Annotated in this window: 18 protein-coding genes; 2 read left to right on the top strand and 16 right to left on the bottom strand. The window is 73.3% G+C overall.

The window, feature by feature from the left end; all coding sequences use genetic code 11:
* From AACH11_RS04590 to flhD, 16 genes are all read right to left on the bottom strand, one after another.
* Nucleotides 1-1,746, bottom strand: coding sequence for a hypothetical protein (locus AACH11_RS04590; protein ID WP_341373027.1), 1,746 nt, complete (start codon nucleotides 1,744-1,746; stop codon nucleotides 1-3).
* The gene (locus AACH11_RS04585; protein WP_341373026.1) at nucleotides 1,743-2,498 is read right to left on the bottom strand and encodes a glycosyltransferase family A protein; all 756 of its coding nucleotides are present in this window, start codon (nucleotides 2,496-2,498) and stop codon (nucleotides 1,743-1,745) included. The genes AACH11_RS04590 and AACH11_RS04585 overlap by 4 nt, the downstream gene beginning before the upstream one ends.
* Before the next feature lie 13 nt (nucleotides 2,499-2,511).
* The gene (locus AACH11_RS04580; protein WP_341373025.1) at nucleotides 2,512-3,558 is read right to left on the bottom strand and encodes a hypothetical protein; all 1,047 of its coding nucleotides are present in this window, start codon (nucleotides 3,556-3,558) and stop codon (nucleotides 2,512-2,514) included.
* A gap of 41 nt (nucleotides 3,559-3,599) precedes the next feature.
* The gene (locus tag AACH11_RS04575; RefSeq protein WP_341373024.1) at nucleotides 3,600-4,760 is read right to left on the bottom strand and encodes a glycosyltransferase family 4 protein; all 1,161 of its coding nucleotides are present in this window, start codon (nucleotides 4,758-4,760) and stop codon (nucleotides 3,600-3,602) included.
* 25 nt (nucleotides 4,761-4,785) lie between these two features.
* Nucleotides 4,786-6,336, bottom strand: coding sequence for a TolC family protein (locus tag AACH11_RS04570; protein WP_341373023.1), 1,551 nt, complete (start codon nucleotides 6,334-6,336; stop codon nucleotides 4,786-4,788).
* A 201-nt stretch (nucleotides 6,337-6,537) separates the two neighbouring features.
* Complete coding sequence (locus tag AACH11_RS04565) at nucleotides 6,538-7,878, bottom strand: HlyD family type I secretion periplasmic adaptor subunit (RefSeq protein ID WP_341373022.1); 1,341 nt, start codon at nucleotides 7,876-7,878, stop codon at nucleotides 6,538-6,540.
* Between the two features lie 73 nt (nucleotides 7,879-7,951).
* Nucleotides 7,952-10,240: a type I secretion system permease/ATPase gene (locus AACH11_RS04560; protein ID WP_341373021.1), complete on the bottom strand. Its 2,289-nt coding sequence runs from the start codon at nucleotides 10,238-10,240 to the stop codon at nucleotides 7,952-7,954.
* A gap of 42 nt (nucleotides 10,241-10,282) precedes the next feature.
* Entirely contained in the window at nucleotides 10,283-12,115 is a 1,833-nt protein-coding gene (locus AACH11_RS04555; protein WP_341373020.1) for an O-linked N-acetylglucosamine transferase, SPINDLY family protein, read from the bottom strand.
* A 192-nt stretch (nucleotides 12,116-12,307) separates the two neighbouring features.
* Nucleotides 12,308-12,940, bottom strand: coding sequence for a protein phosphatase CheZ (locus AACH11_RS04550; protein WP_341373019.1), 633 nt, complete (start codon nucleotides 12,938-12,940; stop codon nucleotides 12,308-12,310).
* A 64-nt stretch (nucleotides 12,941-13,004) separates the two neighbouring features.
* On the bottom strand, nucleotides 13,005-13,403 hold the full coding sequence (gene cheY, locus AACH11_RS04545) for a chemotaxis response regulator CheY (protein ID WP_341373018.1): 399 nt from the start codon (nucleotides 13,401-13,403) through the stop codon (nucleotides 13,005-13,007).
* Between the two features lie 211 nt (nucleotides 13,404-13,614).
* Nucleotides 13,615-17,229 (bottom strand): cysteine peptidase family C39 domain-containing protein, encoded by a 3,615-nt coding sequence (locus tag AACH11_RS04540; protein ID WP_341373017.1) that lies wholly within the window; start codon nucleotides 17,227-17,229, stop codon nucleotides 13,615-13,617.
* A 175-nt stretch (nucleotides 17,230-17,404) separates the two neighbouring features.
* Complete coding sequence (gene motB, locus AACH11_RS04535) at nucleotides 17,405-18,343, bottom strand: flagellar motor protein MotB (protein WP_341373016.1); 939 nt, start codon at nucleotides 18,341-18,343, stop codon at nucleotides 17,405-17,407.
* Nucleotides 18,344-18,485: 142 nt separating this feature from the next.
* Nucleotides 18,486-19,343, bottom strand: coding sequence for a flagellar motor stator protein MotA (gene motA, locus AACH11_RS04530; RefSeq protein WP_341373015.1), 858 nt, complete (start codon nucleotides 19,341-19,343; stop codon nucleotides 18,486-18,488).
* A 24-nt stretch (nucleotides 19,344-19,367) separates the two neighbouring features.
* Nucleotides 19,368-20,372, bottom strand: a complete 1,005-nt coding sequence (locus AACH11_RS04525) for a class I SAM-dependent methyltransferase (protein WP_341373014.1) — start codon at nucleotides 20,370-20,372, stop codon at nucleotides 19,368-19,370.
* A gap of 339 nt (nucleotides 20,373-20,711) precedes the next feature.
* Nucleotides 20,712-21,275, bottom strand: a complete 564-nt coding sequence (gene flhC / locus AACH11_RS04520; protein ID WP_341373013.1) for a flagellar transcriptional regulator FlhC — start codon at nucleotides 21,273-21,275, stop codon at nucleotides 20,712-20,714.
* 119 nt (nucleotides 21,276-21,394) lie between these two features.
* Entirely contained in the window at nucleotides 21,395-21,715 is a 321-nt protein-coding gene (gene flhD / locus AACH11_RS04515; RefSeq protein WP_341373012.1) for a flagellar transcriptional regulator FlhD, read from the bottom strand.
* Between the two features lie 412 nt (nucleotides 21,716-22,127).
* Here flhD and AACH11_RS04510 point away from each other — a divergent pair, with 412 nt between their 5' ends.
* A complete protein-coding gene (locus tag AACH11_RS04510; protein WP_341373011.1) occupies nucleotides 22,128-23,045 on the top strand; it encodes a response regulator in 918 nt (305 codons plus the stop codon).
* 224 nt (nucleotides 23,046-23,269) lie between these two features.
* A complete protein-coding gene (locus AACH11_RS04505; RefSeq protein ID WP_341373010.1) occupies nucleotides 23,270-24,685 on the top strand; it encodes a hypothetical protein in 1,416 nt (471 codons plus the stop codon).
* The last annotated feature ends 191 nt before the right edge of the window (nucleotides 24,686-24,876 follow it).

Genomic DNA, 24,876 nt, shown 5'->3' with positions numbered 1-24,876 from the left:
TCAGCGCCCGACGGCTGCGCCCAGCCAGTGGCGCAGCGGTCGCGCGTCGGCCTGGCTGTCCATCCAGGCCCGGCGTTGGGCCTGGGCGTGCTGCCACAGGCCCAGCGGCGTGTCCGCCCAGTCCTGCAGTCGGGCCAGCACGGCATCGACCGGCAGCTGCGGCACCACACCGGCATCGACGATGCGCCATTCCTCGGGCGCCAGCGGCCGCACCAGGGCCTGCAGCATCGGGATGCCGGCGCGCAGCAGTTCGGCGCTGCCGCTGGTCGGCTGGTCGATGCCGATCACCAGATCGCAGCCACGGGCGAAGTCGACCAGGCTGCCGGCCTGGCCGTCGAGCAGCTCGCGCACCGGCACGCCCAGCTCGGCGGCCAGCACGCTGGCGATGCTCTCGTTGGGCCGGCAGCGGATGCGGCAGTCCACCCCTTGGCGCCGTGCCCAGTCGCGCAGGCGCTGCAGCTCGTGCAGGTAGTGGCGCAGGTCGACCAGGCACATCGCGTTGGCCGCCAGGCCGTTGAGCACCAGGCCCAGCGTGCGCAGGCGCTCGGGCGCGCGGCCCGGCCAGTCCAGGTCCTCGGCATAGTCCAGCACGCCGCAGGCCACCGGGTTGTCATCCAGATCGACCGGAACGCCGCCCTGCAGGCCGTGGTGCAGGCAGCGCAGGCCCGGCAGGTCCGACACCGGCAGGCGCTGGTTGTGCACCTTGCTGTGCGGCACGCACAGCACCGGCACGCGGCGCTCGCGCGCCCAGGCCAGCCAGGCGCCGTGCAGGCCCGCGTCGTGGTTGCTCAGCAGCAGCGCCTGCGGCAGCGGCCGGCCGGCCAACGCCTTGAGCAGGGCGGCATAGCAGCGGGCCTGCAGGCGCACCGCATCGACCAGGGCCCGGGCCTGGCTGCGGGCCGCCTCCTCCTGGCCCAGAGCCGCTCGCATCGCCCGCTCGACCGTGGGCAGCAGGCGGGTGCAAACGGCCTCCAGCGCGGCCCGCTGCGGTGCGTCCAGCAGCGTGTCCAGCGCCTCGGGCGGGCACAGCGGCAGGCGCGGCAGGCCGGGCAGCTCCACGTCGAACAGCGGCGCCGGCAGCACCAGGGCCCGCAGGCCGCTGGCCTGGGTCTCGCGCGCGAACAGGGCCGCATCGTAGAAGCAGGTCGGCAGGTGGACCAGCAGCTGGGGCGCCTCGTCGCCGGCGGCCGGCCAGGCCCTCAGGTCGGGCACCAGGATGTCGTCGGGCGGCTGCAGCGCCGTCTGGTACAGGCGCGGGGCCTGACCGGCCGCGCGCAACGACTCGGCCACCTTGAGGGCCGGCACGCAGGAGTGGTAGCCGTAGCGGTGCGGCTGGTCGGGCATCAGCAGGGCCACGGTGTCACCGACCAGCCGCTCGGCCAGCAGCTGGCCGATGCGCGCATAGCCGTAGGCCGTGGTGTGGAACTGGCGCAGCCAGTGCGACAGCCAGCCGCAACCGACGGCTGCCGGGATCACCGGCGCCAGCAGCGCGTCGCAGTCGGCCTGCAGCAGACGGGTGGCGGCATGGGCGCGCGCGGCCACGTCGACGGCGATCCGGGCGTCGGGCAGCGGCAGCAGCCGCACCTCGGTCAGGCCCTGGGTGATCGCATGGTGGTGGAGCACCGGATCACAGACCGTCAGCAGCGGCGCCTCGCCCTGGTCCGCGGCCAGCTGCGCGACCAGCTGCTGCGCCGGGGCCAGATCGACCCGGTGCAGGGCCAGCACCCGGCGCACCGGGGGGGTCATGCGGTGGCCACCGCCGCGGCGGAGCGCTCGGGACCCGCCGCGGGCGGGGCGGAAGCAGCGGCGGCGGGGGCGGCGACCGCCACCGCCTCCCACCGGAACCGCACGAAGCCCTGCGGCTTCGGCAACCCGATCGCCAGCTTGTACTGCGCCAGCGCCTGGTTGCGCGTGGTGTCGCGGTCCAGGCCCTGGGTGCGCCAGTGCATCTGCTCGAAGGCGATGTCGCTGAGCAGGGTCTCGCCGCCGCAGTGCTGGCGCCACATCGCGCGGAAGACGACGTCCTCGTAGCCGTAGTGGCCGCTGAAGTCCTCGTCGTAGCCGCCGGCCTGCCAGAAGCCGCTGCGGGTGATCAGGTAGGTGTTGATGTGGGGATCGACGTCCCGCCCGTCCTGGGTGCGGCGGAACACGTAGAGGCGGCTGGCGTCGAGCGTGGGCAGCGCCTGCACCAGGCGGGCGATGTTGTCGGCCGAGGTGATGTTGTCGGCATCGAAGTACAGCATCCACTCGGTGCGCGACAGCAGCGCGCCCAGGTTGCGGCAGCCGGGCATGTTCCAGTCGATGTCGTCGCTCACGCGCACCAGGCGCAGGTCCAGCTCACCGGCGTCGATGCGCAGCGGCTCGTCCGAGTGGTCGTCGATGACGAGGAAACTCAGGTGCCGGCGCAGCGCCGGCGGAAACGATTTCCAGTGCGCGACATGGGTGTCGACATTGGCCTGGTCGTTGTAGACGTGGGTGACGAGGGTCAGGGCGCTCATGATGGAAGGGAGCTCAGACGATGTGGGTCAGGCACTGCGGGTTCAGCCAGAGCCGGGCGCCGCCGGCCACCAGCTGGGCGTGGTAGGGCACGTGCTCGCACACCTCCTCGCCGTCGATGAGGCCGACGTAACGGCCCAGGCGGGCGGCACCGGCCTTGTACAGGCCGAAGCCGGCGAAGGCCGATTTCACCGGCACCCAGCCCTTGACGCGCTGCGGTGCCAGGATCTGGGTGGCGGCATGGATCTCCTTGCCCTCGGCCAGCACGGCATTGAGGGTGTGGCGGCCGTCGGCCACGTAGTCGCCGGGGCAGATGTGGTCCTCGCGCAGGGCCCAGATGTCGTAGTACAGCGGCCAGGTCAGCGGGAACACCGCGTCCCACACCGGCTCCAGCGCGAAGTTGCTGAGAAAGCCGGCCTCGCTGAAGCGTGCGCCGACCAGGCCGTCGAGGTCGGCCCAGGCGATGTAGTCCCAGGGGCCGCGCGCCAGCACCTGGTCGAGCAGGCGGTTGCGGGCCCAGGCCAGGCGCTCGGTGCGCCGGGGCATCACCGCGTCCACGCCCTGGTCCTGCATCGCGTGCACCAGGCCGTCGCGGGCGAACTGGGCCAGCTGGCTGCCGGTGGCGTCGGTCGAGTCGTTCTCGAAGACGTGGATCTCGTGGTGGGCGAACAGGCCGCCGAGCGCGCACAGCTTGTCGATGGCCGGCGCGAAGGCGGCGCCGCAGTTGCGCGCGGTGCCGAGAAAGGCGATGCGGGCGCCGGCCAGGCGCTGGCGCACGCTGGCCTCGTCCTCGGGCTGGAGTGCGTGCAGCTGGGCGCGCGGCTGTGGATCGCCGCCCTCGCAGACCAGGTCGATGCCGACCACGGCCCAGTTGTCGGGGCGCTCGAAATGGACGTGCAGCTGCGGCCCGTCGCGCTCCAGGCGCCAGGCCAGGTGCTGCCAGGCCTTGGGCTCGCGCACGCGCGAGACGCCGATGCGCAGCTCGCGCACGGCAGTGCCGTCGACCTGCAGCGTCAGGCCGGTGAGGAAGCGGGCGTCGTCATTGGTCAGGCGGTAGCGCATGGGGGCTCGCTTCGGCAGTCAGGATCGGGGCCTCGGGTGGATCAGATCAGGGGCAGCAGCGCGCGCCGCACGACGGCCGGCCAGGCATGGTCGGCGCGCAGGCGGGCACGGGCGGCGTCGCGGGCAGGATCGTCGCGCCGCACCCGGCCGTCGGCCACCGCGGCCATGGCCTCCAGCAGCGCCTCCTCGTCGGGCTCGCGCCAGCAACCGTCGACCTGCGGTGCATCCTCGGGCCGGCCCGGGCGCGAGGCCACGCGCTGCGCCAGCGTGACCGGGCAGAAGTCCTCGGTCGCCCCGCCCTCGGTGACGATGACCGGCGCGCCGCAGGCCATCGCCTCCAGCACCGGCAGGTTGAAGCCCTCGGCCCGATAGGGCGAGACATAGGCATCGCACAGCGCGTACAACGCGCGCATCTGCGCCTGGTCCAGGCTGTCGGAGATGACCGAGACGCCGGCCAGCGCGCCGTCGCCGAGCAGCCCGGGATGGGCGCGCGAGACCTGCGCCAGCACATGCTCGACGCCGACCTTGTAGAGCGACTTGTGGTCCTTCAACAGCAGCCGCACCCGCGGCTGGCGCTGGCGCAGCCGGGCCCAGGCCCGCACCAGCAGGTCCAGGCCCTTGTTCCAGGTCGCCACGCCGACGTTGAGGAAGACGGTCTCGTCGGCCGCGATGCCCATCGCCCGGCGCAGCAGCTCGCGCTCGATGGCCGACGGCTCGACCAGGGCCTCGGCCTTCATGCCGTGGGGCACGATGGCGATGCCGGCCGGATCGATGCCGTAGTCGACCAGACGGTCGCGGCTCCAGGTCGAGGGCGTGAACACGCGGTTGCCGTCGCGGGTGTAGGCCGCCACGTCCTGCGGCGGCGCATCGAAGCACTCGGGCACCAGCCCGACCTCGGTGACCATGAAGGTGAGCGTGCGCACGCCCGGCTCGATGCGGCTGGAGAACGGCGAGGTCAGGCGCATGCGCACGTCCTCGCGCGTGCCGGCCGGGGGCTCGGCCAGCGCGTCGATGCGGGCCTGGGCCTCGGCCGCGAAGCCGGCCGACATCGTCTGGCGCGACCAGTGCTTCATGAAATACGGGCAGTCGCGGTGATACAGCTGGATGTCAGGGGCATCCATCAAGGCCAGCAGCTGGTGCTGGTTGACCATCGCGATCGAGTGATTGATGCCGCGCCAGCCTTCGACGCACAGGGTCTTCATGGGATCGGTGTCCTCGCGCGCGGCGTCACTGCAGCCAGTTGGCCAGGCCGCTGCCCAGCGACAACAGGGTCGCGTTCATCTGCTGGCCGTCATGCAGCGCATTGACGTACTGCACGCGCAGGTTGTAGTGCTCGCTCTCGGCCGACAGCACGTCGAACAGGCTGCGCCGGCCCAGCTGCTGCCACTGCTGCAGCGTGTAGTTGCGCAGGCGCTCGCTGTCGCGCAGCACGCCGCTGACGCGGCGCACGCGGTCGAAGGCATGGGACGACTGCTCCCAGGTGTCGACCAGGCGCTGGCGCTTGCTTTCCAGCGCATCGGCGCGCTGCAGCGTGGCCGCCTCGGCGCGCTGGCGGGCGGCACGGATGCCGGGATCGGTGGTCGGGCTCAGCAGCGGGATGCTGAGCTGCACGCCGGCGCTCAGGCCGCCGCTGTGGGCCGCGCCGGTGCCGCGCACCAGCGCCGCACTGGTGCCGACGTTCCAGCTCAGCTGCGGCCGGTTGGCGGTCTCGTTCAGACGCGCCAGTTCACGGGCGGCCGCGGCGCCGGCATCGAGGGCGGCGATGTCGCTGGTGCGCTCGGCACCGGCCAGCAGCTCGGGCAGCTCGGGCACGGCCATCAGCAGGCTGGCGAAGCCTTCGGTGCCGGGCAGACCGTCACCGACCAGGCGCCGCAGCCGGGCCTCGACCTGGCGCGACTGCGACACCGCCTGGGCCTGCGACAGCTCGGCCTGCTGCTGCTGCTTGCGCGCCTGCACCAGCTCGCTCATGCGGCCCTTGTCGAGGGTGGTGATGCCTTCGAGCGCCTGCACCAGACAGGCCATCTTGCGCACGTTGTGGCCGTAGATCACCGCCTGCATCCGGTAGCGGCTGCGCTCCAGCGCCAGCGAGGTGACGGCCAGGGTCAGCTGCTCCTGCACGGTCAGCATGCCCAGGCGGGCCGATTCGGCCTGCTGCTGGCGCCAGTCGACGGTGCGGTCGATGCGCCCGCCGTCGTAGAGCACCTGGCTGAACTGCACGCCGACCTGGGCCTGCAGCTGCGCACCGCTGCTGCTGCTGGTGTGGATCAGGGCCGGCGCCACGCTGGCCACCAGCGAGGCCTGCGGCTTGCGCGAGGCCTCGGCCTGCTCCTGGTCGGCGCGTGCGGCATCGGCCAGCAGGCGGGAGGCGCCGACCGCATGGCTGCGGGCCAGCGCGTCCTGCACCATCTGCAGCAGCAGCTGGCGTGGCTCGGCGGTGGCGCCGGCCTGGGCGGCCTGCTCGCTCGCGCTGGCGCTGGCGCCGGGCCGGGGCTCGCCGTCGGCGGCACGGTCCTCGTCGATGCAGCGCACGGGCAGGCTGGGCAAGGACTCGGTCGCCGGCGCGCCGCCGGGCACCACGGCCGCGCTGCGCGGCGTGGCCATGCGGGCGGCCGGGCGGCTGGCGCGGGCGGTCCGTGCCGGGGCGCTGTCCGCGGCCTCGGCGACAGCGACAGCGGTGCCGGCCGCCTGCACGCGGGCGCCCGGCCCCAGGCCGCACAGGCTGGCGCCCAGCCACAGACCGGCCACAAGTCCGGGGCGCAGGAAACAGGAGGGATTCATCACGTCAGACTCCATCGCGGCCCGGGCGGACCACCGGCGGTGGTCGCCCCGGCACAGCGGCCCCTGGGCAGGGACCGGCACGGTTCGGGAGCCCTCAGTAGACTGCGGGCGGGCGGCACCGGATCGGCTGAAAGCCGGGGTGCGGAGCGCCTTGTTCGGCTGCTCGACCCGCTTGACGCGCACGCCGTGCGAGCGCGGGGATCAGCGCTCGCTGAAGGCCTCGGTGGCCTTCATCATCGGACGCAGCAGGAAGGTCAGCACCGTGCGCTCGCCGGTGCGGATCTCGGCCGTGCCCATCATGCCGGGCAGCACGGTCAACAGCCGGTCGCCCGCCTTCAGCGCATGGCGCTCGGCCCGCACCAGCGCGCGGTAATAGCTGTTGTCCTGAGCGGCCGGCGCATTGGGATCCCCCAGCGCGTCGGGGCTGAGGGTCTGCACCTGGCCGTGCAGGCTGCCGTAGACCGAGAAGTCGTAGGCGCTCAGCTTGATCTCCACCGGCTGGCCGATCTGCACGAAGCCGATGTCGGCCGGCTTGATGCGCAGCTCGACCAGCACCGTGTCGCCCACCGGCACGATCTCCATCACCGGCGCGCCGGCGGCCACCACGCCGCCGACGGTGTTGACGCGGATGTTCTTGACCAGGCCGCGTACCGGCGAGGTCAGCACGGTGCGCTTGAGCTGGTCGTCACGCACCACCTGCTGCTCGTCGAGCACGGTCAGCTCGCTGCGCACCTTGACCAGCTCCGCCGCCGCATCCTGGCGGTAGCGGTTGATGCGCTCCTGCACCTGCAGGCTCATCTCGTTGACCTGACGCCGCAGCCGCATGACCTCGACATCGCTCATCAGGCCGCGGCCGGCCATGTCGCTGGCCAGGCGCAGCTCGCGTTCGAGCAGGCCCTGATTGGCCCGCACCATGCCCACGGCCTGCTGCAGCGCGCGCTGGCGCGCCTCGTAGGAGGCGGTCTCGCCGCGGGTGACGGCCGGGGCCGAGGCCAGTTCGGGCGGGAAGCGCAGCGCCGTGCCGGCCGCCTCGGCGTCCAGCCGGGCCAGCTGGCCCATCAGGCTCATGCGGCGGGCCCGGCTCTCGCCCTGCTGGGCCTCGACCCGGGTCGGATCGAGCGAGGCCAGCGCCTGGCCGGCCTCCACCGCCTGGCCCTCGCGCACCTTGAGCTCGCGCAGGATGCCGCCTTCCAGGCTGGCGATCACCTGCTCGCGGCCCTCGGGCACGATGCGGGCCGGGGCCCGCGTGATCATGTCGACCTGGGCGAGTGCGGCCCAGGCCACGGCCGCGACCACGGCCGCCAGCATCAGCCAGACGGCCCACAGCGCCGCCCGTGCGGGCTCCAGCACCTCGGCGGCCTGGGTCGGGCTGAGGAAGGCCAGGTCTTCCGGCCGCAACGCGGCCGCCGCACGGCCACGCGGCCCCGCGGCGGACGGGGTCTGCGGCGCCGTCGGGTCCGCATCCAGCGCACGCCACTGCCGCACCGCCGTGCGCAGGTTGCGCCAGAGGTCGAGGGGGTCGGGCATGGGCAGGGGGGTCATGGCGGCGGAACGTGGGGCGGAAGCGGTCGATGGCGGAAGGCCGCGGGCCGGGCCGGCAGCGCGGTGGCGGCCGTCAGACCGCGGCCCGGCGCTCGGCCGGCTGGGTGCTGGGATGGCGGTGGACGTTGGGCGGGGGCACCTCGCTGCCGGCCGCGGCCTGGGCCGCCGGCCGGGCACCCGACAGCGCGGCCAGCACCTGGGCCTTGGGGCCGTCCATCACCACGCGGCCGGCATCGACGACGACGATGCGCTGCACCATCTCCAGCACCGCCGGCCGGTGGGTGACGACGATCAGCGTGCAGTCGCCGACCGATTCCTTCAGCTGGCGCAGAAAGCCCAGCTCGCTCTGGGCGTCCATCGAGCTGGTGGGCTCGTCCATCAGCAGCACCTGCGGCCGCGTGACCAGGCTGCGCGTCAGCGCCACCAGCTGGCGCTGGCCGCCCGACAGCAGCGCCCCGCTCTCGCCCACCGGCATGTCCCAGCCCAGCGGATGGGCCTCGGCCACGCGGGACAGGCCGGTCAGCCGGGCGACATCGGCCAGGCGTCCGGCATCGGCGGCCGCACGGCCCAGCAGCACGTTGTCGCGCAGCGTGCCGGCGAACAGACGCGGATCCTGAGGCACATAGCCGACATGGGCCCGGTAGTCGTGGGGATCGATCTGGCGCAGGTCGATGCCGTCGATCTCGACCGCGCCCTCGCCCGGGCGGTAGAGGCCCGCGGCCAGGCGCAGGATGGTGCTCTTGCCCGAGCCGATGCGCCCGAGGATGGCCACCCGCTCGCCCGGCGCGAAGCGCAGCGTGACGTTGCGCAGCACCTGCGGGGCCTTCTGGCCCGGCGGGGCCGGATAGCCGAAGCCCACGTCCAGCAGCTGGATCTGGCCGCGCAGCTGACGCAGCGGCAGGTACTGCCGGCCAGGCTCGCGATCGACCGGCTGGCGCATCAGCTGGTCCAGCGAATGCATGGCCGCACGGGCCGACTGGTAGCGCGTGGCCAGCATCATCACCGAGGTCAGCGGCGCGATCGCCCGGCCGGCATACATCACCGCGCCCATCAGCGCGCCGCCGGAGATGATCTTGTCGTCGATCAGGTAGACGCCCCAGACCAGCATCACCAGCGTGATGACCTGGTTGAACAGCGTCGACACCGTCATCGTCAGGCTGGTGATGCGGCGCGAGCGCAGCGTGGTCTGCGTGGCCGCGGCCGAGGCCTGCTCGAAGCGGTTGAGGAAGCGCCCCTGGGCACCGGTGGCCTTCAGGTCCTCGATGCCCTCGACGGCCTCGACCAGCAGGCCGTGCAGGTCGGCCGTCTGCTGCAGATTGGCCTGGGTCGCGCGCCGCAGGCGGGCCTGCAGCAGCGCGGTGAACAGCAGCATGGCCGGCACCGCCAGCACCAGCACCCAGCCCAGCGGGCCGCCGATGATGAAGGTCATGCCGATGAAGACGACGATGAAGGGCAGATCCGAGATCGCCGACAGCGTGGCCGACGAGAAGAACTCCCGCACCAGCTCGACCTGACCGACGATGTGGGCGTACGCGCCGGCCGAGGCCGGCCGGTGCTCCATGCGCACGCCCAGCGCCTGCCGGAACAGCGTGGCGCTGACCAGCAGGTCGCTCTTCTTGCCCGCCAGGTCGATCAGGTGGGCCCGCAGCTGGCGGGCGGCGAAGTCGAACAGCAGGGCCAGGCCCCCGGCCGCCGCCAGCGCCCACAGCGTGGCGAAGGCCTGGTGCGGGATCACCTTGTCGTAGACCACCGAGATCACCAGGCCGGTGACCATCATCAGCACGTTCGACAGCAGCGCGGCCAGCAGCGCCCCGCGGTAGTAGGGCACGAAGCGGCGCATCGTGCCCCACAGCCAGTGGCTGCCGTCGCCGGCCAGCACGTCGCCCAGTGCATCGCCGGCCTGGCCGGACTGGCCGGCCGCGCGCGCCGTGGCATCGGCCTCGGCGCCGGGCGTGGCCAGCAGCGCGAGGCCGGAATACTCGGCATCGAGCTCGGCCTCGCTGGCCTGCAACTGCTGGGCCTGCAGCCCGGGCAGCACGACCTGGCAGATCTGCACCCGGCCATCGGCCGAACGGGTGCGGCCGGCCAGCACGGCGGCATCGCCGTTCTTCAGCAGCAGCACGGCCGGCAGCAGCTGGTCGGGCAGCTCGGCGAGCGAGCGCCGGGCCAGCGCGGCATTCCAGCCCGCGTCATGCAGCGCGCGCAGCGCCTGGTCCGGCCCCAGCGGACCGTCGATCAGCTGGGAGGCGAGCAGGGACGGCGCCGAGCGTTCGTGGCCGTGATGGCGCAGCAGCCAGACCAGGGCCTGGGCCAGCGCGTCATCGTCGAGCCCGACCTGGGCGGGCGTCGCGGGTGGGGACATGGATCCGGCCTGGCCGATGGCTCCGGGTCAGTGGCGGGTGGCTCAGCGCAGCGTGCGCAGCGGCTGGCCGGCACGGGCGGCCAGCGCCAGGTGCTCGAACTCGGCCTCGATGTCGCGCACGATCTGCGGCAGGTCGAACAGCGGGCTGGTGCGGCCGTGCTCGGCCAGATAGCGGCGCGCACTGGTCACGCGGGCCGGGTGGCGGCCGAGCGCGATGGCCAGGCGCTCGTAGTCGGCCAGGCTGTCGGTGATCAGCTCGGGCAGGCCGACGGCCGTCAGCAGGCTGCCGGCCATGCGGCTGATGTAGCTGCGGCCGGCCAGCGTCAGGATGGGCAGCCCCATCCACAGCGCATCGCTGGCGGTGGTGCCGGCGTTGTAGGGGAAGGTGTCGAGCATCAGGTCCGCGCACTGGAAGCGCGCCAGGTACTCCGGCGGGGCCACGCGCGGGGCGAAGTGCAGCCGGCCGGGATCGACATCGGCGGCCCGTGCGGCGGCCTGCATCTGCTCGCGCGCGGTGTCGTTGTCGGCCAGCAGCCACAGCACGCTGCCGGGCACCGCATGCAGGATGCGCAGCCAGGCGCCGAAGACCTCGGGCGTGAACTTGTAGTTGTTGTTGAACGAGCAGTAGACGAAGGCGTCCTCGGGCAGGCCGTAGGCGCTGCGCGGCGGCCTGGGCGCCACCTCGCGCTGACGGTCGCTGACCTGGTAGCAGTGCGGCAGGCGGATCGGCCGCTCGGTGCAGTAGGGTTCGAGCGCGCGCGGCATCACGAAGTCGTCGGCCAGGATCCAGTCGACGCCCGGCAGCGCCGAGGTGCCCGGCAGGCCGAGGTAGCTGACCTGGACCGGCGCCGCACGGTGGCCGAGGATGGCCGGCCGCGCGCCGTTGGTCAGCGCCTGCAGGTCGACCAGCACGTCGATGCCGGCCTCGGCGATCAGGCGGGCGGCCGTCAGGTCATCGACGCCCTGCAGCCGCACCAGATGGTCGAAGGCCTGGCGCAGGCGCTGGCGCTGCGGCATCTCGCTCTCGGGTGTCCAGCAGAAGGCCCAGATCTCGAAGCGTTCACGGTCGTGCAGCTCGAACAGCTCGGGCGTCAGCAGCCCGACCGCATGCATGTGCAGATCGCCCGACAGGTAGCCGACGCGGATCTTGCCGGTGCGCGCCGGCATCGTCGTGTGCAGCGGCACGGCGGCGGCCTTGGGCACGCGCTCGTGGGTGAAGCGCTGGGCGACCATCAGCTGCATCACCGGATCGTCCGACAGGCTCATCATCGCCAGCAGCGAGGTGCCGGTGACCAGCTGGTTGAGCGTGAGCCGGCCCACCGGCTCCCAGGCCGGCCACTTGCACTGCTTCTGGCGCAGATGCACGTAGTGCTGGACGACGTTGGGCTGATCGGGATCGGCCTCCAGGCTGGCGCGCAGCGCGGCCTCGGCCTCGGGGTAGCGGCGCAGCGTCTCCAGCAGGCGGCCGCTGTTGTTCCAGGCGTGGATCTTGAGATCGAGCGCCACGTCCATCGCCAGCACCGCCCGCCACTGGGCCAGCGCGCCCTCGCTGTCGCCCTTGCGCTCCAGCAGATGGCCGAGGTTGAGCCGCGCGTGCGGGAAGTCGCCGTGCGCCTCCAGCGCCTCGCGGTAGGCCGATTCGGCCTCCGGCGTGCGGTTCAGGCTGCCCAGCAGGGTGCCGAGGTTGAAGCAGGCCACATGGCGCAGCGCCTGCTGCGGCCCGCCGGCCTGCTGGGCCTGCAGCCACTGCTGGTAGAGCGTGACCGCGGCATCGCTGCGGCCCTGCTGCTGCAGCTGGGTGGCCTGGTGCATCAGTTCGACCAGCGGCGGCATGGCGGCGGGCTGGCGATCCTGGAGCTGCGGCGAGGTGGACATGGGCGCGACGGGTGGACGTGATCGACCCGACGATTGTGGAAGTCGGCGCGCCGCGGCAAGCCTGCAACTGACCCGCAGAAGCCGCACTGTTTTTCCCCATCGCCTGTGGGGAAGCCTCAACGACGCGAGGGTGCGCCGCTTGCGCGGGGCACCCTCGACAGGCTCAGCGGGCGAGCGCCCGGCGGCCGATGGTCAGAAGCCGAGACTGGCCAGCAGGTCGTCGACCTCGCCCTGGTTGGTCACCACGTCGGTGCGGCCCTCGGCGGTGACGACCGGTCCCTGCAGCACGCTGGGATCGACCTTCTCGCGGTGCTCGGGCGGCACCACCTGCACCAGCAGCTTGACCAGGCTGTCCTCCAGCTCGTTGGCCAGGCCGACGACCTTGGCCACCACCTGGCCGGTCAGATCATGGAAGTCCTGTGCCAGCATGATGTCGGTCAGGTGGTCGTCGATGACCTTGGTCCGGGCCTCGACCTCGCTGACGAAGTTCATCACCGCGCCCGAGGCCACGGCCTTGACCGGATCGTGGACCAGCGAATCGGCCAGCCGGCGTGTCATCGCCGCGATCTCGGTGTGCTCGGCCTTGGCCTGGTCGACCGAGTTCAGCACCTTGTCGGCGGCCGCGGCGGTCTTGTTGGCGATGTAGGTCAGGCGGCTGCGGGCATCGGGCAGGCCCTCGGACGCCTGCTGCAGCTTGGGCATCACGCCCAGCTGCTGCATGGTGTCGTGCAGCTGGCGCGTGATCAGACCGAGCTGCTGGAACACCTCGGGCGAAGCCATCACCGGCTGCTCCGGCATCAGGGCGGTCAGGTCTTCCATCTTCATGTTCGGCTCCCTCGGGTGTGCGATGCGGGACGGGTCGGATACAGCCTGGACACGTCGCCCCGCCTCACGCGGTCGCCGCCAGCTTCTGCATGATCTTCTGCACCTTCTCCTCCAGCGTGGCCTTGGTGAAGGGCTTGACGACATAGCCGGCGGCACCGCTCTGGGCGGCCATCAGGATGTCTTCCTTGCGCGCCTCGGCGGTGACCATCAGCACCGGGATGTGCTTGAGGCTGTCCTCGGCCTTGATCGCCTTCAGCAGATCGAAGCCGTTCATGTTGGGCATGTTGATGTCGCTGACGACGAAGTCGTAGCGGCCGTTCTTCAGCATCTGCAGGGCCATGGCCCCGTCCTCGGCCTCGTCGACGTTGTTGCAGCCCATTTCCTTGAGCAGGCCGCGCACGATGCGGCGCATGGTGGAGAAGTCGTCGACGACGAGAAACTTCAGATCGGCGGGTTGGCTCATGAACAGTCCTCGGGGTGGCGGTGTACCGGGTGGCAGCGTCCGGCATTGCTCCAGATATCGGCAGCACCAGGGATCGATTGACCCCGGCGTCGGGGTGGGACCCGGGCGGCAAGCGTGAAGGAATGCCGCCGCCCGGGGCCGCCGGCTCGGTGGGCCGGCTCGGTGGGCCGGCTCAGTAGGCCGGTTCAGTGGGTCAGCTCGGTGGGCCGGTTCAACGCACCGGTGCGTCGGGGCCCGCGTCGGCCGGCGGCGGCGCGTCGTCGGACGGCGCGGTGGCGGTCCGGCCGCCTGCGCCCCGCAGGCGCAGCCCCTGCCGCAGCGCTGCCGGGCCGGGCAGCATCTGGGCCCAGGCCAGCGGCAGCCCGAGGGCCCAGGCCACCAGGCAGAACGACAGCCAGCGCAGCAGCCAGACGGCCCGTGCGCGGTGGCGTTCGCGGCGGGCACGGGCGTCGGGGCGCGCGCGATGCGGGAGCAGACGCCGCGGCCAGTGCGCCAGGCCGCCCAGCAGGCTCGGCGGGGCGGTGAACAAGGGCGCCGCCACGGCCGCGGCCGACCCGGCGGCGGCGGCCATCTCGACCGCCGCCGCGGCCCGCGCCTGTGCGCTCAGGCTCAGCGTGAAGGCCTCGGGCGCGGGGGCACGGACGGGGAGCGACAGCGGGGCGGCGTCGGGCACCGGGCTGGCGATGAGGCTCGGGGCGGCGTCGAGGGCCGGGGCGGCCGGGGCTTCCGGGGCTTCCGGGGCGTCGGGCGTGTCGGGCGTGTCGGGCGTGTCGGGCGCGTTGAGTGCGTTGAGTGCGTCAGGTCCGTCCGGCACGGGTTCGGCCGGCGGCGCCACGATGGCCTCATCGGCCGGCACCGCGGCCGCCGTGCGCGTCGGCATGACCGCGACGGCCCGTGCGACGGGTGCCGACAGGTCGTCCGGCAGACCGTCCGGCAGCCCCTCAGTCAGCACCGGGTCATCGCCCTGCCCTTGCCGCTGCGGCGGTGAGGCCTGCGGCTCCGGGTGCGTCTCCGGCATGCCCGTCGCGTGCCAGGGGTCGGCCGCGTCGGACCGGAGGGCGACTGCGGTGTCCGCGGCGGCTGCGGCATCTGCGGCATCTGCGGCATCTGCGGCACGTTCGGCGTCTGCGACATCCACGGCGGCGACGGCGACGACGGCGGCCTCAGCGGCCGATGCAGCCACGGCGGCCGCCCCAGCACCGAGGGTCGGGCACGCGCCGTCGGCCACGGTGCCGTCAGCGTCGCACGGTGCGGTGGCCTCGGGCTTGGCGGTGGCAGTGGCGGCAGCGGTGGCCTGCGGGCCACGGCCCCGCAGCTGCAGGCCCGGGCCTCGCCGGCGCAGACGCATGCGGCGCGGCTGGGCGGCCGAGCCGGCCGGTGTGGCGGCGGGCGCTGCCGCACCGAGCGACCAGTCGGCCACGCACTCGTCACGCAGCAGGCCGTCCAGCCGGCCCCCGAGGACGGCCGCGGCGCCCAGCTCGACCAGGGCGGCCTGACGCGCGGCCTGGGCGGCCACGGCACAGGCCACCGAGCGCGACACGGCGGCGGCAGCGGCAGCACGGCCCGCACCAGCCCGGGGGGCCGAGGAGACGGACGTCGTGCCGGGCCGCTCCAGCGGCGCGGTCCGGGGTGCGGCCTCGCGGGCGAGGGGCGGCGTGGTCGTCGGGGCGGTCGTCAGCTCGGATGTCTGTGCGGTCGTTTGTGCGGTCGTTTGTGCGGTCGTTTGTGCGGTCGTTTGTGCGGTCGTTTGTGCGGTCGTCAGTTCGGAGGTCTGTGCGGGCGTCCGTTCAGTCGTCTGTGCGGACGTCGGCGCGGCCTTCGATGAGGCCGTCGACAAGGTCGTCCGCGGCGAGACCTGCGGCGCGGCCGGCATCACGCCGGACCGCGGCGCCGGGCCGGCAACCGGTGCGGCCGCTGCCTCGTCCGCGCGACCGGTGACCGTGACGGCCGTCCGGGCGGCGGCCTGCACGGCAGCTTGCACGGCAGCGGAGTGCCCCTCGGCGGCGGCGAGGGACACCTCGGCGGCAGCGAGAGGCGCCTCAGCAGCGGCAGCAGCAGCGGCCGTGGGAACAACGGCAGTAGCAGCAACGTCAGCGTCAGCGTTGGCGTTGGCGTTGGCGTTGGCGTGGGTCTCAGCGTCGGCGTTGCCCTTGACGGCAGCGTCAGCGGCGCTCCCGTCGGCCTCCAGCGTCCGCGCCCGCCCGCGCCGGGGGGCGGCGACACGCTCACGGGACCGACGGCCGGCCGGCCGTCGGCCACCGCGGCCGGCCGGCGACGCGCCAGCAACAGACGGCGCAGCGTCCGACAGGACCTCGGCCGCGGCGACACCGACACCGACACCGACACCGACATCGACACCAGCGCCAGCGCCAGCACCGACACCGGCACCAACGGACGCACAGGCCACGGCCGGATCAGCCATGACCGCCAGCCCGGCATCGGCACAGGCCCCGGTCAGGCCGTCGGCGGCGAAGCCGGTGGCCACAGGGCCCGTGGCCGAGCCCGCATCGACATCGGCCCCCGCGGGCCGCGCCGGCGCACCCTGCACATCTCGCACATCCCGCCCATCCGGCCGATCCAGCGCCCCGTCCGCCCCCCGTGCCGACCGCTTGCGGGCCCGCACCCGGGCGATGCGCTCGGCCATCGAGTCCGGTGCGGCGGCAGGCGCCGGCATGCCGGGGTCCACTGCCGCGGCGTGCGGGTGGACGGGAGCGTCCATCGGCGGCAGGGCCACGGCCGTGGCCCGCGCGGTCGACAGGTGGACAACGTCGGCCTCGGTCGGCCATGCCGGCGATGGCTCGGGCGCCGCCACCGGAGCGACGGCCGATGCCGATGCCGATGCCGATGCCGATGCCGATGCCGATGCCGGTGCCGGTGCCGGTGCCGGATCGTCGGCCAGGCGCGGCGTCCCGTCGTCCCAGGTGGCCGGCAGGCTGGCGCCGGCCATCGGGGGCACGGCCGGCCGCGACTCGGGCACCTCGGCCAGGATGGGCACGTCCAGGTCGCGCCAGCCCGGCGCGGGCGTGGTGCTCGTCGGCAGCCGGGCCTCGACCCAGTCGCGGGCGCCGGATCCGGCCGGCCGGTCCGGCACCTCGCCCGCCGGAGCGCCCACCGGGGCCGCCGCGGCGACCCAGTCGCCGGGATGGACGGTACCGGTCAGGGCCATCGGATCCGGCGCGGCAGCAGACCGCGCGCTGGCGGCCACGGCCACGCTGCGGCGGGTCGATGGCGCACGCGCCGTGGCCGGCTCGCGGCCCGCCGTGGCGGCCCGGCCCGGCGGACGCACCGGCAGGCCACCGGGGCCGGTGAAGATCAGCGCACGGCCCGCATACCGGGCCGCCAGGGCCTGGGCGCTGAGCTGCACGCGCAGCGGCGCCGCCTCGGTGCCCCGCTGCGGGGAGCCCGGGGGCTCCAGTCCGGGCGGGAACAGCAGGCTGCACTGGGCCTGGCCGGCCAGGTTCAGGCTGCGCGCCAGCAGCACGCACGCGCCGCCGTCACGCAGCTCGAGCGCGGCCGGCAGCATGTCGGCGCCGAAGGCCGGCAAGGGCCGCTCCAGCAGCCGCACGGGCAGGCCGAACTGCTGCAGCAAGGGCAGCGCCAGGCGCAGCTCCAGCGCCTGCAGGGCGGCGAGCTGGGCCAGCACCGGGACCGCCAGATCCGGCAGCCCGTGCCAGGACAGCAAGGCGGGTAGGCAGGCCAGCAAGGGCGGAACGGTCGGCGGAGCGGACGGCGCGAGCGGGGCGGACAGGGCTCCGTCGGGCGCGACCGGCAGCGACCGCGGCGCGGTGGCGTCGCGGTGCATGGAAAGGGCGACGGATCGGGACATGGCGGAGCGCGGCGGCTTTCGGGCGTACGGCGGTCGGACTCTGCGGATCCGCACGTCACCACCGGCCGCAGCGGGCCGTGGGCGACGGACAGACCGGAACCAACCGGGATGAGCCCGATGCTAGGCAGCCGCCGGCCGCCTCAAGTCCTGAGAAGACGGCCGCCGACGGGCCTGTTCAGCGCCCGCCGCCGGGCGGCGCCGTGGCACCCGGCTCGGGTTCGGCATCGCCGCTGTCGCGCAGCGTGGGCCGCAAGGTGCGCTCCTCGGCATCGCGGTTCATCACGATGATGCTGATGCGCCGGTTCTGCGGGTCCAGCGGATCGTCGCGGTTGAAGGGCTGGCTGCTGGCCAGGCCCAGCACGCGCAGCACGCGCTCCTCGGTCAGCCCGCCGCCCAGCAGCTCGCGCCGCGCGGCATTCGCGCGATCCGCCGACAACTCCCAGTTGCTGTAGCCGGAGCCGTCGTGGCCGAAGGGCTTGGCATCGGTGTGGCCCTCCAGCGTCAGCCGGTTGGGCACCTCGGCCAGCACACTGCCGATGGTGCGCAGCAGCTCGCGCATGTACGGTTTGACGCTCGCGCTGCCGGAATCGAACATCGGCCGCGCCTGGTCGTCGACGATCTGGATGCGCAGGCCGTCGCGCGTCATGTCCAGCTTGATCTGCGAGGCGTACTCGGCCAGCCGCGCGTTGTTGCGCAGCTCGCTGCTGACCTCCTCGCGCAGCTCGGCCAGGCGCTGCTCCTCGGCGGCGCGCTGCTGGGCCTTGAGGGCCTGCAGGTTGATCGTCTTGCGGGTGGCCTCGACCTCGCCGTTCTTCACCTGACCGGCGCTGCGGGTGATGCTCTCGCCACCACCCTTGATCACGCTGGAGCTGTCGCCCGAACCCGAACCGCCGTTGAGCAGCGCGATCTTCAGCGGGCTCTGGAAGAAATCGGCGATGCCCTTCTTGTCGCCCTCGGAGGTGGAGCCCAGCAGCCACATCAGCAGGAAGAAGGCCATCATCGCGGTCACGAAGTCGGCATAGGCGATCTTCCACGCCCCGCCGTGGGCCGCATGGCCGCCCTTCTTCACCCGCTTGATGATGATGGGCTGCAGCTTCTTCGCGTCGCCAGCCATGTTCAGCAGCCTCCGAAGACGCGACCGTGCGGCGCCGCAGGCGCGCACGCGAGGTCAAGCGGCCGCCGCGCAACCGGCTTCGCCGGGCCGCTGGCGGCGCCCCCCTGGGGGGGAGCGCCGAAGGCGCTACGGGGGGGGGCCATCACTTCTTCTTCACGTGCTGTTCGAGTTCGCTGAAGGACGGCCGCACCGACGACAGCAGCACCTTGCGGCCGAACTCGATGGCCACCTGAGGCGCATAGCCCTGCATCGAGGCCAGCAGCGTCATCTTGATGCACTGCAGCTCCTTGGCGCCCTCCTCCAGCTTCTGCTCCAGCAGGCCGGCCAGGGGCTCGGCGAAGGCATAGGCCAGCAGAATGCCGAGGAAGGTACCGACCAGCGCCGAGCCGATCATCGCGCCCAGCACCGCCGGCGGCTGGCCCACCGAGCCCATGGTCTTCACCACGCCCAGCACGGCCGCCACGATGCCGAAGGCCGGCAGGCCGCCGGCCACGCGCTGGATCGCGCCCACCGGGGCATGGGCCTCCTGGTGGTGGGTCTCGATCTCCTGGTCCATCAGGCTCTCGATCTCGTGCGCGTTGAGGTTGCCCGAGACCATCATGCGCAGGTAGTCGGTGATGAAGTCGGTGACGTGGTGGTCGTTGCCCACCGTCGGGTACTTCTGGAAGATGGCCGAGCTGCCCGGGTCCTCGACGTCCTTCTCGATCGACATCAGGCCCTCCTTGCGGGCCTTCTGCAGGATGTCGAACATGAGCGCCAGCAGCTCCATGTAGCGGTCCTTGGTGTACGGACTGCCCTTGAAGCACATGCCCACGCCACCGAGCGTGGCCTTGATGACGCCCATCTGGTTGTTGACGATGAAGGCGCCCAGCGTGGCGCCGCCGATCATCCCCATTTCCCAGGGCAGGGCCTTGATGATCGGCCCCATGTTGCCGCCGTGGGCGATGAACAGCCCGAACACGAAGCCCAGGCAGACGACCCAACCGATGATGACGAACATGATGCGAGGCTGCGAGGTCGGCGCTCAGACCGGCGCGGAGGTGGTGGACCGATCCCCGGGCCGGGTGGCCGGGGTGTCTGAGGCCTTATCGGCCGGTTGGAGCGGAAACTGAACGGCCGCGCCGGCGGCCGGTGTGGCGGCGGCGCTGCGCGCACGGTCGCGGATCGGCGCCAGCGCACCGCGGGCCAGCTCCGCGGGCGTGGCAGCCTGCGCCGCATGGGACGGGATGCGGTAGAGCCACAGCGGCCGGCGCCCCGGGCGCTGCAACAGGCGCTGGGACATCACACCGGGGACGGGAAAGTCCAGGCTCAGCAGCCAGCTGCCCGGCGCCATCTCGGCGCAGGCCTTGGCCCAGGCGCGCGGCATCGTCTCCGGGCGCTGGAACAGATAGACCATCGCGTAGGGCGACCAGTCCACGCGCCACATGTCGCCGCGCCGCACCTGCGCGTCGCGGCAGCGCAGGCGGGTGGCCACGGCCAGCGGCCAGCTCCACTCCAGTCCGTCGAGCCGGGCCTGCGGCCACTGCCGGCGCAGTGCGCGCAGGCCGTGGCCCAGGCCGCAACCCGCGTCGAGCACCCGGGCATCGGGTGGCAGCGGGATCTGGCGGCGCAGGCCCTGCAGCGCATCGGCCGGGGTCGGGAACAGCGGCGCGTCGCGCCAGGCTCGTCGGGGATAGGCCACGGCCAGCAGGCCGGCCGCCACGGCCCAGGCCCAGGCCGGCAGCCCCGGCGCGGCGGCCAGCAGGCTGGAGGCGGGGTATCCGGCCAGCAGCCACAGACGGCGCCAGCGCAAGGGCTCGTGCCGCGCGGCCGCCACACCGGGCAGCCATCCCGTCAGCCAGGCCAGCGCCGGCCCGGCACCGGCCTGCTGGGCCAGCGCCGCGCACAGCCAGCCGCCGGCCCAGCAGGCCAGCGCGGGCAGCGGCCAGGGCGGCATCCGCAGGCGCATCCGCAGGCGTGACGGATGCGGGCCGTGGATGCCGGCAGCAGGTCGCGCGGCGCCGGGAGCGGTCGGATCGGGATCGGGCATCGGCGCAGTGTGGCCGTCCGGTGGTCACGGCCGCGGGCCGAAAAGCGGGCGCCGCGCGGTCCAAACCGCAGGACACGGCGGCCGGCCACCGCCATCGGCCCGACACATCGGCAGGGCCCAAAGAAAAAGGCGGTCATCCGCGAGGATGACCGCCTGCAAGCACACACGGGAGTGTGCAAGGAGGAGACAACGCAAGAAGAATCTGCCTCACGCCGCACCCGGCGGATGACAGGTCATCGGCACCCAGGATAGCAGCTTGAGTGAGCGACCATCCGCAGAGGGCCGCGACCGTGACCGGATCCGCGCAGGGCGGTCATCGCCCGGATCGGGATCCCGGCATCAGGAGGCCGTCAGCTCGGCCTCGGCGCCCAGCCGGATCGCGCCGGCATTGCGGCCCTTGCCGGCCCGCGCGGGCGGGTTGCACAGCCCGCACACGTAGTGGCGGGCGATCTCGTGCGGATGGCTGACGTAGTGGCCGCCGCAGCGGCTGCAGGCCGTCATCGTCAGCATGCCGTTGTCGACGAACTTGACCAGACGCCAGGCCCGGGTGATCGACAGCTGCGGCTCGAGACCCTGGGTGCCCATCTCCTCGAGATAGAGCTTGTAGGCCTTGATGACGATCTCGATCTCCTCGAGCGCGCAGGACTTGTTCAGGTATTCGTGGATGTTCAGGAACAGGCTGGCATGGATGTTCGGTTGCCAGGTCATGAACCAGTCGGTGGAGAACGGCAGCTGGCCCTTGCTGGGCGACTTGCCGGCGACCTCCTTGTACAGGCGCAGCAGACGCTCGTAGCTGAGATCCGTCTCGCTCTCGAGCACCTGCAGGCGGGCGCCCAGCTTGATCAGCTCGACCGCGGTCTCGATCTGGCGGGCTTCGGTCAGGATGCTCTTGGTGCGCGACATGTGCTCTCCTATCGGCGTCGTGTATTCACCCAGCAGACGCCGCGGAACCGGCTCTGCCGGTCCGCTGGCGTCGCCCCCCTGGGGGGGGAGCGGCCTTGGCCGCTTCGGGGGGGATGGATTCAGGCGGCTTCCTGATGGCGGCCGGCCAGCAGGATGGACGCATGCAGGCGGCTGACGTCGTTGGCGGCGCTCTTGCCGTGGCTGGTCAGCAGGCTCCAGACCAGGTCATCGTCACAGCGCATGCGGCACAGCAGGGTGTTGCCGGAGGCGACCTTCATCATCTGCGCCGGGGTCAGCGCACCGATCAGGTTGGCCGTTTCCTCGGAGACGCCCAGGCGGAACAGGGCCTGGTCGCGGTCGGCACGGATCAGGCTCTGCGCCAGCATGAGGTACGACAGGTTGGCTTCGCGGATCTCGGCGAGGATCTGTTCGGTGTTCATCATGTGGGCTCCGTGGGGTGTGGCGGTCGGGGTCAGGGGCTGGCGTCCGGTGGGTGGTGGCCGGCGCCGTGTCGATGGAGTGAACTCTACGGACCGGGGGGCGGTGGCGACATCAGGCCGGCGCGTCTTCTTGAGTCCCGCTTTTTCCGTCCCCCGTGTCAGACGAATTCCTACACGCGGGTCCCGCTGGCGGGGGGACGTCCACGTCAGCGTGGCGGGCTGATCCGGGGCTGATGCGGGTCTGACGCGGGTCTGATGCCGGGCCGATGCCGGACCGATGCGCCAGCCCTAGGTCCGAGGGGGCGCGGCCACGAGGCGGCTGGCAGAATGACGTCCAGACCGCTGCCACAAGCCGGTCACGGGCCGGAAGCCTCGCCATCCGGGCCCTGCCGTCCGACCGAAGATCCCACCGATGACGTCCGTGCTCTCGCTGTCGCCCTATCTGCTGCCCCTGCTTCTGCTGGTCGCGGCACTGGTCGCCGGGCTGGCGTGGCGGGTGCTGGGCCGGCGCGCGTCCCGCCAGGCCCCGCCCGCACGCCACGCGCCCGCCCGCACATCCCGCCGCCCGTCCACCGCCGGCCCCCTGCCCGCGGACGACCCGCTGACCCGCAGCGACGAAGGCCCGGAGGTGGCCGAGGTCACCCCCTCGGGCTGGCCCCTGACGATGGTCGCCCCGCCGGAGCCGCCGGCCGACGACCCGCGCGCCGCGCCGGTCGCACCGACCGCGCCGCCCGCCGTCCCGGTCCCGGTCCCCGTCACCCTCCCCCACGCCGCGGCGCCCGCGCCGGCCACCGAAGCCGCACCGGCCACGGCCGCGTGGCCGTCGCCCCCGGCGGGGCTGGCCCCACGCCCGGGCCCGGTCGCGGTGCCCCCGGCCATGGCGGCCCCGGGCGCTGGCGAGCCGGCCAGCCCCCTGCCGGCCCCCGTCACCCTGCGCCGCGCCGCGCTGCCGATCCTGCTGGTCGACGATTCGCCGACGGTGCGCGCCGCCCTGCGCCGCTGCCTGCGGGCCGGCGGCCATGACGTGTTGCAGGCCGGCAACGGGCAGGAGGCGCTGTCGGTGCTGCACCGCCAGCGCTGCGGCCTGCTGATCACCGATCTGGAAATGCCGGTGATGGACGGCGTGGGCCTGCTGCGCCAGCTGCAGGCCGTCGGCCTGCTCGAACACCTGCCGGTGCTGGCCATCAGCGGCCACGAGCACGCCAGCCGCAGCCTGCCGCCCGATCTCCCGATCGACGGCGTATTCCGCAAGCCCTGGTCCGACGCCGAGCTGCTGCAGCGCGTGGCCGAGCTGATGGCACTGCCACACGACACCGCCCTGCGCGCCTGAGCACGGCCGCCGCGCCGTCGCTGACCGCACGGCACGGCGCAGGACTGGCGGGTGACGACCCGCCTTTTCGACGTCTGGACGGGCTCAAGCTCTCCCTAGACTGGTCTCCACTGTCGCAACCCCCGCGCCCCGCCCCGGTCGAGACCGGCTCACGGGACGCGCCGCGGCCGGGCCCGTCTCCCCTCGGGCACGACCACGGTCCCCTGCCCGATGGAGACTGCCCGATGAATGCCCCCGCACTGGCCCAAGACCTGGACGCCGCGGTCCTGACCCCTCCAGCCGCGAAGCGCCGCGGCGGCAGCACCCGTGCCAGCGCGCCGGTGACGATGCCCGCCGCCACCGAGGTGCCTGACCTGCAGGCCATCGCCGCGGTGCAGGACGACGAGCTGCGCTGCGAACAGGCCCTGGCGGCGATGCGCCATGCCTGCCGCGCCAGCGACGTGGAGCTGCTGGCCCATGCCGCCGCACTGGCCATGCCCACCACCGATCCGGAGCCGGTGCGCCTGTCGCTCTACGGCCATCTGGCGCAGTGCCGCTCGGTGCCGCTGCAGGCGCCCGACGAGAACCGCCTGTTCCTGCTGCGGCGGGCCAACGGCAGCCCGATCGGCCTGCTGCGCCTGCGCGCCGGCGGCCGCATCCACGGCCAGGCCAGCGCCGGGGCCGAGCTGCCGACCCAGTGGCAGGTGCGCGACGGCTCGATCGAGCTGCACATGGCCGACGGCCGTCTGTGCAGCCGCCTGGGCCTGCACGCGGTGGCCTGGGGCCTGCGCCAGCACCTGGGCGAGGCGACGCAGGATGGCGGTCTGCACGTGCTCAGCGAGGTGCGCTGCCCCTACTCCCGCCTGCGCATGCTGGACGCCGAACTGGTCGGCCCCTTCGGTGCCATGTTCGGCACCGACGCGATGGTGCCGGTGCCCATGCCCGAGCGTCCGCTGGTGCTGATCGCCCAGCCGCACACCGGCGCGCAACGCCTGCTGCGGCTGCTCAACAGCAGCGCCGACGTGCTGGTCGACGGCGAACTGATGCACCCGCACACCATCGGCCTGCACGGCCAGGACCTGCGCCAGGACCATGCCGGCGCGCTCTACGGCGTGCGGGCCAAGGATCCGGTCTACTTCGCCCGCCTGATGCTGGCGCGCAGCCACCATGCCGACGGCCGCGTGCTGCACGAGGTGCCGGTGCGGGGCCTGACGCTGAACCCGGCCCACGGCCAGGCGGTGCTGGACTGGGCGATCGACGAGCCCGGCGTGACCGTGCTGCACCTGGTGCGCGACAACCTGCTGGCCGAGTACGCCTCCACCTTGACGGCGGCCGGCGAGGCCCCGCGCCGCGGCCTGCTGCACTTCGATGCCGAGCGCTTCGGCCGCTTCGTGCAGATGAAGCAGCGCTATCTGCAGCAGATGCAGCAGCGCCTGGACGCCCGCACCGGCGCCTGGGCCGAGATCGAGACCAGCGCCTTCACGCGCCAGAACGTGGTGCAGCTGCTGGACTTCGTGCTCGAGGGCGCGGGCAGCCGGGCATCGCTGCCGGCCGCGGCCCTCGCCCGCCAGCGCCCGGAGCGCACGCTGGAACGCTTCGCCAACCCCAACGATGTGCGGCGCGCGCTGGCCGAGGTCGGCCGCGAGGACTGGGCGACCTGAACGCCAGCCCACGCCGGCCCACGGCGACACCGACCCTGCCCGACACGCGCCCCACGGCGCGTGCCCCCCGACGCCCGCCCCGGCACCGCCCGGCGCGGGCGTTCCGCCTTGTTGCCGGCCGGATGCCGAGCCCGCGCCGCCAACAGGCCAGCGACGCGTCCTGTACCCCGCGGACCAACCCGCCGCAGCCG

This window comes from Pseudaquabacterium rugosum (genome assembly GCF_038066575.1).
Classification (GTDB): domain Bacteria; phylum Pseudomonadota; class Gammaproteobacteria; order Burkholderiales; family Burkholderiaceae_C; genus Pseudaquabacterium; species Pseudaquabacterium rugosum.
Note: the sequence above shows the minus strand (reverse complement) of the source record. Positions and strands in the feature narration are given on the sequence as shown.

Excerpts from the sequence above, each read along its gene's own strand:
- AACH11_RS04585 (WP_341373026.1), bottom strand. The coding sequence starts at position 2,498 with ATGAGCGCCCTGACCCTCGTCACCCACGTCTACAACGACCAGGCCAAT.
- flhC (WP_341373013.1), bottom strand. The coding sequence starts at position 21,275 with ATGTCGCGCACCAAGAGCATCCTGACCGAAGCCCGCCAGATCGAGACC.
- AACH11_RS04590 (WP_341373027.1), bottom strand. The coding sequence starts at position 1,746 with ATGACCCCCCCGGTGCGCCGGGTGCTGGCCCTGCACCGGGTCGATCTG.
- AACH11_RS04575 (WP_341373024.1), bottom strand. The coding sequence starts at position 4,760 with ATGAAGACCCTGTGCGTCGAAGGCTGGCGCGGCATCAATCACTCGATC.
- flhD (WP_341373012.1), bottom strand. The coding sequence starts at position 21,715 with ATGAACACCGAACAGATCCTCGCCGAGATCCGCGAAGCCAACCTGTCG.
- AACH11_RS04560 (WP_341373021.1), bottom strand. The coding sequence starts at position 10,240 with ATGTCCCCACCCGCGACGCCCGCCCAGGTCGGGCTCGACGATGACGCG.
- AACH11_RS04525 (WP_341373014.1), bottom strand. The coding sequence starts at position 20,372 with ATGCCCGATCCCGATCCGACCGCTCCCGGCGCCGCGCGACCTGCTGCC.
- motB (WP_341373016.1), bottom strand. The coding sequence starts at position 18,343 with ATGGCTGGCGACGCGAAGAAGCTGCAGCCCATCATCATCAAGCGGGTG.
- AACH11_RS04570 (WP_341373023.1), bottom strand. The coding sequence starts at position 6,336 with ATGAATCCCTCCTGTTTCCTGCGCCCCGGACTTGTGGCCGGTCTGTGG.
- AACH11_RS04540 (WP_341373017.1), bottom strand. The coding sequence starts at position 17,229 with ATGTCCCGATCCGTCGCCCTTTCCATGCACCGCGACGCCACCGCGCCG.
- AACH11_RS04505 (WP_341373010.1), top strand. The coding sequence starts at position 23,270 with ATGAATGCCCCCGCACTGGCCCAAGACCTGGACGCCGCGGTCCTGACC.
- AACH11_RS04510 (WP_341373011.1), top strand. The coding sequence starts at position 22,128 with ATGACGTCCGTGCTCTCGCTGTCGCCCTATCTGCTGCCCCTGCTTCTG.
- AACH11_RS04555 (WP_341373020.1), bottom strand. The coding sequence starts at position 12,115 with ATGTCCACCTCGCCGCAGCTCCAGGATCGCCAGCCCGCCGCCATGCCG.
- motA (WP_341373015.1), bottom strand. The coding sequence starts at position 19,343 with ATGTTCGTCATCATCGGTTGGGTCGTCTGCCTGGGCTTCGTGTTCGGG.
- AACH11_RS04565 (WP_341373022.1), bottom strand. The coding sequence starts at position 7,878 with ATGACCCCCCTGCCCATGCCCGACCCCCTCGACCTCTGGCGCAACCTG.
- cheY (WP_341373018.1), bottom strand. The coding sequence starts at position 13,403 with ATGAGCCAACCCGCCGATCTGAAGTTTCTCGTCGTCGACGACTTCTCC.
- AACH11_RS04550 (WP_341373019.1), bottom strand. The coding sequence starts at position 12,940 with ATGAAGATGGAAGACCTGACCGCCCTGATGCCGGAGCAGCCGGTGATG.
- AACH11_RS04580 (WP_341373025.1), bottom strand. The coding sequence starts at position 3,558 with ATGCGCTACCGCCTGACCAATGACGACGCCCGCTTCCTCACCGGCCTG.